The sequence below is a fragment of the Streptomyces albiflavescens genome, from assembly GCF_014645835.1.
Classification (GTDB): Bacteria; Actinomycetota; Actinomycetes; order Streptomycetales; family Streptomycetaceae; genus Streptomyces; species Streptomyces albiflavescens.
In genome coordinates, this window is sequence record NZ_BMMM01000019.1 from 147,900 (window position 1) to 160,682 (window position 12,783).

The 12,783-nt window shown below is 70.4% G+C and carries 10 protein-coding genes; 6 read left to right on the plus strand and 4 right to left on the minus strand.

What is annotated here, in order from left to right; translation table 11 throughout:
* Positions 1-95: 95 nt before the first annotated feature.
* The 4 genes from IEY95_RS39045 (at position 96) to IEY95_RS39060 (ending at position 6,370) form a co-directional block, all read left to right on the plus strand.
* Positions 96-845, plus strand: coding sequence for a DeoR/GlpR family DNA-binding transcription regulator (locus IEY95_RS39045; RefSeq protein WP_189191019.1), 750 nt, complete (start codon positions 96-98; stop codon positions 843-845).
* 51 nt (positions 846-896) lie between these two features.
* Positions 897-2,234 (plus strand): 6-phospho-beta-glucosidase, encoded by a 1,338-nt coding sequence (locus tag IEY95_RS39050; RefSeq protein WP_189190965.1) that lies wholly within the window; start codon positions 897-899, stop codon positions 2,232-2,234.
* A gap of 28 nt (positions 2,235-2,262) precedes the next feature.
* Positions 2,263-5,310, plus strand: coding sequence for an alpha-mannosidase (locus tag IEY95_RS39055; protein WP_189190966.1), 3,048 nt, complete (start codon positions 2,263-2,265; stop codon positions 5,308-5,310).
* Positions 5,311-5,485: 175 nt separating this feature from the next.
* Positions 5,486-6,370 carry a sulfotransferase family protein gene (locus tag IEY95_RS39060; protein WP_229703651.1) on the plus strand — a complete coding sequence of 295 codons (885 nt, stop codon included), beginning with the start codon at positions 5,486-5,488 and terminating at the stop codon, positions 6,368-6,370.
* A 4-nt stretch (positions 6,371-6,374) separates the two neighbouring features.
* On the opposite strand, the gene IEY95_RS39065 is transcribed toward IEY95_RS39060, so the two are convergent.
* From IEY95_RS39065 to IEY95_RS39075, 3 genes are all read right to left on the minus strand, one after another.
* Positions 6,375-7,361 (minus strand): D-cysteine desulfhydrase family protein, encoded by a 987-nt coding sequence (locus IEY95_RS39065; protein ID WP_229703652.1) that lies wholly within the window; start codon positions 7,359-7,361, stop codon positions 6,375-6,377.
* Positions 7,362-7,466: 105 nt separating this feature from the next.
* Positions 7,467-9,155 (minus strand): carbohydrate binding domain-containing protein, encoded by a 1,689-nt coding sequence (locus tag IEY95_RS39070; RefSeq protein ID WP_189190967.1) that lies wholly within the window; start codon positions 9,153-9,155, stop codon positions 7,467-7,469.
* A 126-nt stretch (positions 9,156-9,281) separates the two neighbouring features.
* Entirely contained in the window at positions 9,282-10,457 is a 1,176-nt protein-coding gene (locus IEY95_RS39075; RefSeq protein WP_189190968.1) for an ATP-grasp domain-containing protein, read from the minus strand.
* 299 nt (positions 10,458-10,756) lie between these two features.
* On the opposite strand from IEY95_RS39075, the gene IEY95_RS39080 reads away from it, so the two are divergent.
* Both IEY95_RS39080 and IEY95_RS39085 read left to right on the plus strand, forming a co-directional pair.
* The gene (locus IEY95_RS39080) at positions 10,757-11,665 is read left to right on the plus strand and encodes a metallophosphoesterase family protein (protein ID WP_189190969.1); all 909 of its coding nucleotides are present in this window, start codon (positions 10,757-10,759) and stop codon (positions 11,663-11,665) included.
* Complete coding sequence (locus IEY95_RS39085; RefSeq protein ID WP_189190970.1) at positions 11,613-12,302, plus strand: 4'-phosphopantetheinyl transferase family protein; 690 nt, start codon at positions 11,613-11,615, stop codon at positions 12,300-12,302. Before IEY95_RS39080 ends, IEY95_RS39085 begins: the two co-directional genes overlap by 53 nt.
* Positions 12,303-12,419: 117 nt before the next feature.
* On the opposite strand, the gene IEY95_RS39090 is transcribed toward IEY95_RS39085, so the two are convergent.
* A complete protein-coding gene (locus IEY95_RS39090; protein WP_189190971.1) occupies positions 12,420-12,656 on the minus strand; it encodes a hypothetical protein in 237 nt (78 codons plus the stop codon).
* Between the last annotated feature and the right edge of the window lie 127 nt (positions 12,657-12,783).

The following is a 12,783-nucleotide window of genomic DNA, read 5'->3' on the forward strand; positions in this document are numbered from 1 at the left end:
GGTGCACAGGATCGTGCGCGCCCCGCAGGGATTTGGCAAGAGTCGAGCAGAAGTGAGCGTAGAAATGATTGGGAATGACGAGTACTGTTCACGACGTGCTGGCAGAGCGACGACATCAACTCATCCTGCGGGCCCTGCGCTCCGGCGGTCCCGCGGCCGTGACCGATCTCTCCGAACAACTGGGCGTGAGCCCGGCCACGGTCCGCCGTGACCTGTTGAAGCTGGAGGAGGAGGGCCTGCTGACGCGGGTGCACGGCGGCGCGGTCGTGGACGAGGGCGACCAGCCCTTCGCCGAGGTCGCCGAGGTGCGCGTGCCCGAGAAGGACGCCATAGCCGCGAAGGCCGCTTCACTCATCGAGGACGGCCAGTCCGTGCTCCTCGACATCGGCACCACCGCGTACCGGCTGGCCCGGCAGCTGCACGGCCGCCGGATCACCGTGATCACCAGCAACCTGGTGGTCTACGAGGAACTCGTGGACGACGAGGGCATAGAGCTGGTGCTGCTCGGCGGGATGGTCCGCCGCGAGTACCGCTCCCTGGTCGGCTTCCTCACCGAGGACAACCTGCGTCAACTGCACGCCGACTGGCTCTTCCTCGGCACCAGCGGGGTCCGGCCGGGCGGTCAGGTGATGGACACGACCGTCGTCGAGGTGCCGGTCAAGCGCGCCATGATCAAGGCGGGGGAGCGGGTGGTCCTGCTCGCCGACCGGGCCAAGTTCCCGGGGACGGGGATGGCGAAGGTCTGCGGCCCCGAGGATCTGGACGTGGTGGTGACGAACGCGCCGGTGGACGCGGCGACGCGGTCCTCCTTGGAGGAAGCCGGCGTGCAGGTGGTCGTGGCGTGAGCCCCCGCCGCGTGTCCTGCTCGATGCACGAACTGCAAAGGTGGTAATTGCGTGAGGCTGACCATTCTGGGCGGCGGCGGATTCCGCGTCCCGCTCGTGTACGGGGCGCTCCTCGGGGACAGCGCCGAGGGCCGCGTCACCCAGGTCGTGCTGCACGACCTGGACGCGGGACGGCTCTCCGCCGTGGCCCGCGTTCTCGCCGAGCAGGCGGCCGGCGTGCCGGACGCGCCCGAGGTGACCGTCACCACCGACCTCGACGAGGCCCTGCGCGGCGCCGACTTCGTCTTCTCCGCGATCCGCGTCGGCGGCCTCGAAGGGCGTGCGGCGGACGAGCGGGTCGCCCTGGACCAGGGCGTCCTCGGCCAGGAGACGGTCGGCGCGGGCGGTATCGCGTACGGGCTGCGCACGGTGCCCGTCGCCGTCGACATCGCGCGGCGGGTGGCCCGCCTCGCTCCCGACGCCTGGGTCATCAACTTCACCAACCCCGCGGGTCTGGTCACCGAGGCCATGTCCCGCCACCTCGGCGACCGGGTGATCGGTATCTGCGACTCGCCGGTCGGCCTCGGCCGCCGTATCGCGAAGGTACTCGGCGCGAACCCGCGCGAGGCCTGGATCGACTACGTCGGCCTCAACCACCTCGGCTGGGTACGCGGGCTGCGCGTCGCGGGCCGCGACGAACTCCCGCGGCTGCTCGCCGACCCGGAGCTGCTCGGCTCGTTCGAGGAGGGCAAACTCTTCGGCCCCGAGTGGCTCCAGTCGCTGGGCGCCGTCCCGAACGAATACCTGCACTACTACTACTTCAACCGCGAAGCCGTCCGCGCCTATCAGGAGGCGGAGAAGACCCGCGGCGCCTTCCTGCGCGACCAGCAGGCCCGGTTCTACGACGAGATGAAGCGCCCGGACGCCGCCGCGCTGACCGCCTGGGACCGGACCCGCGCCGAGCGTGAGGCCACGTACATGTCCGAGAACCGGGAGACGGCCGGCGCCGGCGAACGCGACGCCGACGATCTCTCCGGCGGCTACGAGAAGGTCGCCCTCGCCCTGATGCGGGCCATCGCCCGCGACGAGCGCACCACCCTCATCCTCAACGTCCGCAACCGTGGCACCCTCTCCGTCCTCGACACGGAGGCCGTCATCGAGGTGCCGTGCCTGGTCGACGCCAACGGCGCGCATCCCGTCGCCGTGGACCCGCTGCCCGGCCATGCGACCGGGCTGGTGTGCGCGGTCAAGGCGGTGGAGCGGGAGGTGCTGTCCGCGGCCGAGTCGGGCTCGCGTACCACCGCGGTGAAGGCCTTCGCCCTGCATCCGCTCGTGGACTCCGTGAACGTGGCACGCAGTCTCGTCGACGGATACACCTCGGTCCACCCAGGCCTGGCGTACCTTAAGTAAGCGCTTTCCACCTCCCTGGAGACTTCTTATGCACGACGAACGCCGCCGGATCGAAGAGCGCGTAGAGCGCGTCCACGACCAGCGCATCAAGCCCGCGATATACGCCGCGTCCGTACCGTTCGAGGTCGAGGCCTGGCAGGCTCCCGGCGAGCCCGTCCCGTTCGACGAAGCCGCAGCCGCCTCGTACGAGCCCTTCGCGATGGACACCCCGTGGGGACCGCCGTGGGGCACGACGTGGTTCAAGATGCGCGGCCAGGTCCCTGCCGCGTGGGCCGGCAAGCGTGTCGAAGCCGTCATCGACCTGGGCTTCGTCGGCGACTGGCCGGGCAACCAGGCCGAGGCCCTCGTCCACCGCACGGACGGGACACCGCTGAAGGCGGTCAACCCGCTCAACCAGTACGTGCCGATCGGCAACCCGGTGGCGGGAGGGGAGTCGGTCGACTACCTGGTCGAGGCCGCTTCGAACCCCGACATCCTCGCAGGCGACTTCGCGCGCCCGACCCCGCTCGGCGACGTCCTGACCGCCGGCGACAAGCCGCTGTACGTCTTCAAGCGGGCCGACATCGCGATCCTCGACGAGGAGGTCTGGCACCTCGACCTGGACGTCCAGGTGCTGCGCGAGCTGATGCTCGAACTGGGCGAGCACGACCCGCGCCGCCACGAGATCATGCACACCCTGGACCGCGCGCTCGACGCCCTGGACCTCGACGACATCTCCGGCAGCGCGGCGGCCGTCCGGGAGGTCCTCGCCCCGGCCCTGGCCAAGCCCGCGCATGCCAGCGCCCACCGGATCTCCGGCGTGGGCCACGCCCACATCGACTCCGCCTGGCTGTGGCCGATCCGCGAGACCAAGCGCAAGACGTCCCGCACCTTCTCCAACGTCACGTCGCTCGCCGACGAGTACGAGGAGTTCGTCTTCGCCTGCTCACAGGCCCAGCAGTACGCGTGGGTGCGCGACAACTACCCGCACGTCTGGGCCCGCATCCAGGAGTCCGTGAAGAAGGGCCAGTGGGCGCCGGTCGGCGGCATGTGGGTCGAGGCCGACGGCAATCTGCCCGGCGGCGAGGCGATCGCCCGCCAGCTCGTCCACGGCAAGCGGTTCTTCATCGAGCACTTCGGGATCGAGACCAAGGGCGTCTGGCTGCCCGACTCCTTCGGCTACAACGCGGCCTACCCGCAGCTCGCCAAGCTCGCCGGCAACGACTGGTTCCTGACCCAGAAGATCTCCTGGAACCAGACCAACAAGTTCCCGCACCATACCTTCTGGTGGGAGGGCATCGACGGCACACGCATCTTCACGCACTTCCCGCCGGTCGACACCTACAACGCCCGTTTCAGTGGCGAGGAGATGGCCCGCGCGACGCGCAACTACCAGGAGAAGGGCGCCGCCACGAGATCCCTGGCCCCCTTCGGCTGGGGCGACGGCGGTGGCGGCCCCACCCGCGAGATCATGGAACGGGCGCGCAGGCTCGCCGACCTGGAGGGCTCGCCCAAGGTGGTGGTCGAGCACCCCGACGCCTTCTTCGCGAAGGCCCGGGAGGAGTACCCGGACGCCCCCGTCTGGGTGGGCGAGCTCTATCTGGAGCTGCACCGCGCCACGTACACCTCCCAGGCCCGCACCAAGCAGGGCAACCGCCGCAGCGAGCACAAGCTCCGCGAGGCCGAGTTGTGGGCGACGACCGCCGCCCTGCACGCGCCGGACTACACCTACCCGTACGAGAGGCTCGACCAGCTCTGGAAGACGGTCCTGCTCCATCAGTTCCACGACATCCTGCCGGGGTCGTCGATCGCCTGGGTGCACCGGGAGGCGGAGGCCGAATACGCCCGCGTGGCCGAGGAGTTGGAGGTGCTGACGGCCGAGGCGGTCGCGGCGCTCGGCGGTGGCGAGGTCCGGGCCTTCAACACGAGTCCCTTCGAGCGGTCCGAGGTGGTGCGCGCGCCCGACGGCGCGACCACCTTTGTGAAGGTGCCGGGGAACGGAAGCGCTGCCCTCGGCCACGACCGGCCCCAGGACATCGTGGTGGTGACCGACCGCGTCCTCGACAACGGCCTGGTCCGTGTCGAGCTGGCCGACGACGGAACGCTCGCCTCCGTCCGGGACCACCGTGCCGGGCGTGAAGTCCTCGCCGACCAGGGCAACCTGCTGCGCCTGCACACCGACCTGCCCAACTACTGGGACGCCTGGGACGTCGACAAGCACTACAAGAACCGCTACACAGACCTCCTGGACGCCGACTCGATCACGGTCGTCGACCAGGACCCGCTGCTCGGCGCGATCCGCGTGGAGCGGTCGTTCGGCCAGGGATCGAAGATCGTCCAGACGATCACCGTCCGGGCCGGCAGCGCCCGTATCGACATCGAGACGGAGATCGACTGGCACGAGGCCGAGAAGTTCCTCAAGGCCGCCTTCCCGGTGGACATCAGGGCCCCGCACTCCTCCGCGGAGATCCAGTTCGGCCACGTTCAGCGCCCCACCCACACCAACACGAGCTGGGAGGCGGCCCGTTTCGAGGTGTACGGCCACCGCTGGGTGCACATCGGCGAACCGGGCTACGGCGTCGCGGTCATCAACGACTCGACCTACGGCCACGACGTCTCCCGAACGGTCCGTGAGGACGGCGGTACGACGACGACCGTGCGGCTGTCGCTGGTGCGCGCCCCGCGCGTGCCCGACCCGGAGGCTGACCAGGGCAAGCACCGCTTCACGTACTCCCTCCTCCCGGGAGCGAGCATCGAGGACGCGGTCGCGGAGGGCTACGCGCTCAACCTGCCGCTGCGGGTGACCGATTCCGCCGGTCCTGTCCAGCCCGTCGTCTCCGTCGACGGCGAGGGTGTGACGATCGAGGCGGTCAAGCTCGCCGACGACGCCTCGGGCGATGTCGTCGTACGTCTCTACGAGTCCCGCGGCGGCCGCGCCACCGGTACCCTGCGCACCGGCTTCCCGCTCGCCGGGGCCCAGGTGACCGACCTTCTGGAGCGCCCGCTCTCGGTTGCGGACACCGACGGGAACGCGGTCCCGGTCGCGCTGCGCCCCTTCGAAGTGCAGACGCTGCGCCTGGCCGTGGAGAAGAAGTGACGCTGCTGCCGTGACCGTGACCGCCGCTCCCATGAAGAATTAAGAAAGCGGTAAGAGGCCTGGTCACGGTGGGTGCACCACTCGCCGTGACCATGGCCCGTTCCCTGCGCGACACCTGGAGTTCTTCCTTCCCCCCTGTGATGCGGGTCAGACGCGAGAGAAGAGAGGTGCCACCGTGCGAGACCGGCGTATGGCCGCGATCGGCAAGGGACTGAGGCGCAGGGGGAGGCTGATGGCCGAGGCGGTGCGCCCGCCGCGGCGCGTCCTGGATGCCGTCCCGTCGCCCTGGAGTCCCGGGAGTCCCGACGAGCGGTCGTACGTCGCCCCGCGCGCTCCGCGGCTGGTGGACTCGCCCGTCTTCGTGCTCTCCTCCGTGCGCTCCGGCTCGACGCTGCTGCGGGTCCTGCTCAACAGCCACAGCCAGATCCGCGCCCCGCACGAGATGCATCTGCGCACCGTCCACGTCCACTTGTCCCGTGACTTCACCGCGGACGCCATGCAGGCGCTCGAACTCGACAAGGACGAGCTGGAACACGCCCTGTGGGACCGGCTGCTGCACCTCGAACTCACCCGCAGCGGCAAGCGGATCATCGTCGACAAGACCCCGCCGAACACCCTCGTCTGGCCCCGCCTGCACCGATGTTGGCCGAACGCCCGCTACATCGTCCTGCTCCGCCACCCGGGCGCGGTCATCACCTCGCTGACCAACCGCCGCTCGGACCCCGACCACGAGGCCATTGCCGCCGAGGTCCTCGACTACAGCGAGAAGCTGGAAGAGGCCCGCCAGAACCTCGACGCCCACGTGATCACGTACGAACAGCTCACGGCCGACCCCGAGACGACCACCCGAGGTCTGTGCGACCATCTCGGCGTCCCCTGGGAGAGCGGCATGCTCGACTACGGCACCCAGGACCACGGCACCTTCCGTCCCCAGCTCGGCGACTGGAGCGACACCATCAGGTCGGGCCGTGTGCAGCCTGCCCGTGGTGCCGATCCGGCGGTCGAACTGCCGCCCAGGCTGGCGGAGTTGGCGCGTGCCTGGGGATATGCGGCGGGTTGACCGGTCACTCGCCGAGGAGGGCGGCCTCCGCTCGCGCGAGCGTCGTGGGGTGGCCGAAGAGCCCGGGCAGACCGCCGGTGTGAAGGAAGACGGTGCGTTGCCCCGCGGTGATGTCGCCGTCCTCGACGGCCGCGACCAGCCCCGCCATCGCGCGTCCGGTGTAGATCGGGTCGAGGACGATGCCCTCGGTGCGCGCGGCCAGGGTCAGGGCGCTCATCACCGGTTCGGTGAGCGTGCTGTACCCGTCTCCGACCTGGTCGAGCCCGATCCGCAGCGCCTGTGGTGCGCAGGGCCTGCCGGTCAGCGCGGCGGTCAGGTCGGCCACGGTCCGGGCGGGGTCGGCGACGGCGCCGCAGTGCACGCCGAGCACGCGCGCGCCGCCGAGCTCGGCGACGAGCCCGGCCATGGTGCCGCCCGAGCCGAGCGCGACGACGACGTTCGCCACGTCGGGTGCCTGGTCCAGGAGTTCGCGGGCGCACTCGACGTAGCCGCGGGCGCCGAGCGCGCTGGACCCTCCGAAGGGGATGAGCGCCGGGACCTCGCCCCGCCGCCGCAGCTCCTCGACCACCTGCTGCGCCCGGGACTCCAGTCGCTCGCCCTCGCCCGCCCAGACGACGGTGGCACCGAAGAGCCCGTCGAGCGCGAGGTTGCCGGCGGCCGACGATCCGGCCGCCCCGGCGAGCACGAGGACGACACGGAGCCCCAGCCGGGCGCCCGCCGCCGCGGTCAGCCGCGCGTGGTTGCTCTGCGGCGCGCCGGTGGTCACCAGGGTGGTGGCGCCCTCCGCCAGGGCCGCCCCGCATGTCCACTCCAGCTTGCGGATCTTGTTTCCGCCGCCGCCCAGTCCGGTGAGGTCGTCGCGCTTGACCCACAGGTCGCCGGCACCGAGACCCAGTGCGAGGGCCAGTCGGGGAGCGGGTTCCAGCGGGGTGGGCCAGCTGCCCAGGCGGGCGCGCGGCGGGGTGCTCTCATCGGGGGGCGTCGTCGTCACCTCGTGAGTATGACTGCCGCGAACCCTGGGGGCGGACCGGGTGGTGCGATGGGTCGTCCGGAAGTCCCGGACGGCCCACCGCACTCTCGCGCCGTCAGCCGTGCCTCAGCCCGTGAAGCCGGCCGTGATGGAGGTGAACTGCCAGTTGCTCTGGCTGATGCCGGAGCAGTTGCTCACCACGCCGCCGCCGGGGCAGGGCCGGTCGCGGTTGACCGCCCAGTAGGCGAGCCGGGCGATGTGGTGGGAGTTCGCCCAGTCGCGGATCTGGGTCCAGATCGCCGGGGTGGTGTTCTCCTGCTGGTCGGACAGACCGTTCATGCCGGAGATGCCGATGTGGGAGTAGGCCGTGGCGTCGTCCCAGCCGAAGGTCGACTTCAGTTTGGCCTTCAGCCCCTCGGTGGCATTGACGGTGTTGCCGTACATGTCGGAGCCGCCGCCGAAGTCGAACGGCATGATCGTGAAGACGTCGATCCCCGCGTTCAGCGACTGCGCCTGCTCGATGAGACGGTTTCCGTAGTAGGTCGGGCCGGTCGTCGAGGTGCCGAAGGTGACGATCGTCTTCAGGCCGGGGTTGTTGGCCTTGACGGTCTTCAGCGCGGTCAGGATCTTCGCCTGGACGGCCTCGTTCTCGAACTCGTCCGTATTCTCGATGTCCATGTCGATCGCCTTGAGACTGTAGGCGTCGATCACCTTCTGCAGCGCACCGGCGAGAGCGCTCGCCGACGAGCAGTTGGCGCCGAGCTTGCTGCCCTGCCAGCCGCCGAACGACGGGACGATGTCACCGCCCGCGGAGCGGATCTGGTTGATGACGGTCTGGTCGTTGCCGCCGGTCAGCGGCCTGCTGCCGTCCCAGGCGGGGTTGCAGCCGCCCGAGTCGAGCATGAACGCCATTGTGTACCACTTGATCCCGGTCGAGCTCATCACCGAGGTCGCGCTCGGCGGATCGCCCCAGCCGAGGTACAGATAGGGAGCCGCCTGCTTGAAGCCGGTGCCGCCGCCACCACCCGCGTTGGTGGTCACGGAGACGGAGTTGGAGGCCGCCGAGGTGTTCCCGGCGGCGTCCCGCGCCTTGACGGTGAACGTGTAGGTGGTGCTCGCCGACAGCCCGCTGACCGTGGCGCTCGTGCCCGACACGCTGAGCACCTGGTTCGAGCCGCTGTAGATGTCGTACGCGCTCACGCCGACGTTGTCGCTCGACGCGCCCCACGACAGCGACACGCTCGAAGAGGTCTTGCCGGTGGAGGTCAGGTTCGTCGGAGCCGTCGGCGCCTGGGTGTCGGAGCCACCGCCGCCGCCCGGCCCGTCCAGGCTGATGTCGTCGGCGTAGTAGGTGCCCTGCGCGTACCAGCCGTGGACATAGATCTTGGCGCTCGTCTGCGAGGCGCCGGTCGTGAAGGACACGGTGAGCTGGCTGTACGCCGACGGGGACGTCGTCCAGGTCGACGCACCGCCGTCCACGCCCAGGTACACGTAGCTGCCGCGCACCCAACCGGAGAGGCTGTACGTCGTGTTCGGCTGGACCGAGACGGTCTGGCTGCACTGGGCGTTGTCACTTGAGCTCGCCGCCCCCGCGAGGGCCTTGGAGCCGCCGTGCACGGGGCTGGAGACGACCGAGCCCAGGTTCCCGGTGCAGGTCCAGGGGGAGAGGCTGCCCGACTCGAATCCGGGGTTGGTCAGGATGTTGGCCGCCTGGGCCGTAGTGGGCAGGGCGACCGCCCCGGCCAGGGCCAGGGCGGCGGTGCCGAGCAGAGCGAAGAAGCGATGTCTGGAACGTCTGAGGTGTGTGATGCGCACGCGATCTCCCTGAAGAAATGGGGGTGTTCGGGAGTGCTGAGAGGTGCGCAACCAAGTTGGTATGGACCAATCTCGCTGTCAAGACGCTGAGCGGGAATTGGTCCAGACCGGTTGATCGGAATGCCCTCAGGCCGGTGCGATGGCCGCGCCGGCGGTGGCGGTGACGGTGACGGTGGTGGATGCGGGTTCTGTGGCGGGGGAAGGCGCGGGTCCCGTGGTCGGGGCGGGCACGCCGGGCAGCGGGGCCGCGGGCGTGTCGGTCCGCTGCTGCGGCAGCGACACCGCGCGTACCGGACGGGGGCCCGAGACCACCGTGTAGTCCTGCCCGAGGAACGGCGGAACGACCTCCCCCGTCTCCTCGCCGAGCGCCAACTGCACAGCCGCCCAGGGCGCGTTGACGCCGCACTGCGAGAGCTGGTGGAGTCCGCCCGCCGGACGGGTGTTGACGTCCATGAGGACCGGCTCGTCGCCGTACATGCGGAACTGGATGTTCGTCAGATAGTGCAGTTCGAACGCCTCGGCCAGCAGCCGCGCGGGCTCGATCCACGAGGGGTGGAGGGTGAACCCGCGGCGGCGCCCGCCCTTGGTGCGGCCCACCGCCATACGGACCCGCCCGTCGGGCCCGGTGAGGCAGTCGACGGACACCTCCGGCTCCTCCAGGCGCGGCATCACCAGCCAGTCGACGGGATGGTCGGCCTCGCGCAGCGCGTCCACGACCAGCTCCAGCGGCACATAAGGGCTGGGAAACCCGTTGAGGTGCATGAGCGAGAAGGGGGCGCGCGTGATCACGCGGAAGCCCACTCCGCCCGCCCCCGCCGCCGGCTTGAAGCACGCCTTGTGCCCCGAGGACTCCAGCGCCTCGACCGCCGCGACCAGCTGCTCCGCGGTGCGCACCCGCCACCAGGGAGGCACCGGCACGCCCACCGCCTGGACCGCCTCGTAGGCGGTGACCTTGTCCTGGAAGACGGTCACGGCCTCGGTGGGCGGAGCCAGCAGTGCCGTACCGACCGCGGCGAACTCGGCGCGCTGCGCGACGACGGCGGCCTGGTGCAGCACCGGCACGAACACGTCGATGGAGTGGCGGGCGCAGTGGTCGAGGGCGTACTCGACATACGCGCGCGGGGACAGCCCCTCGGGCTCCATGGAGGCCACGTCGGCGGCGGCCAGCACGGGAGAGTCGGGATCGCCGTGGGTGGCATGGATCTCGACCGCGCGGTGCTGCGGATTACTTCGCAGCTGATCCATGAAGAACACGTTCTCCGCGTACGTGCGGTTGAGCCAGACGCGTACGCGAGAGCCCATGCAGGCCACCTTTCACGGTTCGCGGGCACGGCGGAGCAGGCCGTGCCCGGCCAGGGGAGTGGGAGGAACACCAAGTCGCCGTACGCCGAAGGAGGTTCGTGGCGGCCGTGTTGGGGCGATCATAGGGGGCGTGGGGCCCCTGTGCTGCTACGGGCGTGTTACGGATTTCGGAAGTGCTCGACAAGAGGTCATGGACGCCGGGATCCGAAGCGAAGGAGGGCCTGCGGCGGGCCGTTCTTGTCCCGTGGGGGGCGGATGTGTTCTTGTGTTTCCATTCGTCTTCTTCGGGGGTGTCACGCGTGCGGTCGACAGACGGCGGTCACGGGAACCTGCTGGCCATCAGCGATCTGCACATCGGATACTCCGAGAACCGCGCGATCGTCGAGAAGATGCGCCCCGAGACGGACGACGACTGGCTCCTGGTCGCCGGTGACGTCGGGGAGGTCGTCGCCGACATCCAGTGGGCCCTGGAGACGCTCAGCGGCCGCTTCCGCAAGGTGATCTGGGTGCCCGGGAACCACGAGCTGTGGACGCACCCGAAGGACGCCGTGGAGCTGCGCGGGGTCGCCCGCTACGAACACCTGGTGGCCATGTGCCGGGAGTTGGGCGTCACGACCCCCGAGGACCCCTATCCGGTCTGGGACGGACCCGGCGGCCCGGCGGTCGTCGCACCGCTCTTCCTGCTCTACGACTACTCGTTCCTGCCGCAGGGCTGCGTCACCAAGGCCCAGGGGCTGGCCTACGCCGAGGGGACCGGAGTGGTCTGCACCGACGAGCACCTGCTCCACCCCGACCCCTATCCGAGCCGCGAGGCCTGGTGCCGGGCCCGGGTCGCCGAGACCGAGCGCAGGCTCGCCGAACTGCCGGACGATCTGCCCACCATCCCGGTCAATCACTACCCGCTGGACCGTCACCCGACGGACATTCTGCGCTACCCCGAGTTCGCGATGTGGTGCGGCACCACGGCGACCGCCGACTGGCACCACAGGTTCCGTGTCGAGGCCATGGTCTACGGTCATCTCCACATCCCGCGGACCACCTGGCACGAGGGTGTCCGCTTCGAAGAGGTCTCGGTGGGTTACCCCCGCGAATGGCGCACACGACCGGGAACACCGGGCACGCTGCGCCGCATTCTGCCGATGGAGGTCGGAGCCGGTGATGGAGGAGCTGCTCCCGGAGTCGGTCGTGGCCGTGGAGAGCTACGGTGACGACGGGGCCGAGGGCGCGACCCTGTACCCCGAGGAGCAGGCGCTGCTGACGCGCGCCGTGCAGAAGCGGCGCCGCGAGTTCACCGCCGTGCGCACCTGCGCCCGGCGGGCCATGGAGAAGCTCGGGGTGCCCCCGGGACCCGTCCTGCCGGGCGAACGCGGAGCGCCGCAGTGGCCGTCGGGCCTGATCGGCAGCATGACGCACTGCGACGGCTACAGCGCCGCAGCGCTCGCCCGCGCCACCGATCTGGCCTCCCTCGGCATCGACGCCGAACCCCACCTGTCGCTCCCGGAGGGGGTTCTCGACGCCGTGGCCCTGCCCGCCGAGGTGGGTCGGCTCGACCGGCTCGGCACCGAGATGCCCGACGTCCACTGGGACCGGCTCCTGTTCAGCGCCAAGGAGTCGGTCTACAAGGCGTGGTTCCCGCTCACCAAGAAGTGGCTGGACTTCTCCGAGGCGGACATCGACGTCCTCCAGGGGGCCGCGTCCGGCGGCCCCGTTCTGTCAGGGCGTTTCCACGCCCAACTCCTGGTGCCGGGACCGTTGGTGGACGGCGAGCGCGTCGAAGCCTTCGACGGCCGCTGGACCGTCCAGCGGGGGCTGGTCGCGACAGTGGTCACGGTGCCGCACGCCTGAGGCGGCCCTGGGCACCGTGCCGTATGCCGGTGTCCGGCGGTGCTCGTCGTGCGGCACGTGGGTGTCCGGCGGTGCTCGTCGTGCCGCACGCCGGACTCCAGCCGCAATCGTCGTGCCTCACGCCTGAGTAGGCTCCGGGCACCAGGTGTGCAGCAGCCGGAAGAATGCCTCCTCGTTGCCCGCGAGCCCGGCCGCCGCCAGCGCGCGCTCCGCCTCGGCGAGCGCGGCGGGCGGCACCATGGGTGGTCGGCGCCCGTCCGGCGGGCTGTCGAAGGCGGCCCGTACGGTCTGCAGGAGACGGAGGTAGGCCTGCACGGCGGCGCGTTCATGGTCGGTCAGTACGGCGGTCGGCATCGGACGGCTCTCCCCGGGTCGGATTGTCGAAGCGGTACATGGCGGTACATGGAGTGGTGCATGGCGGTACGTGACTCCAGCTTGCCGTCTGCCACTGACAATCCCGTTTCGGTGCGCGGTGGTTCGC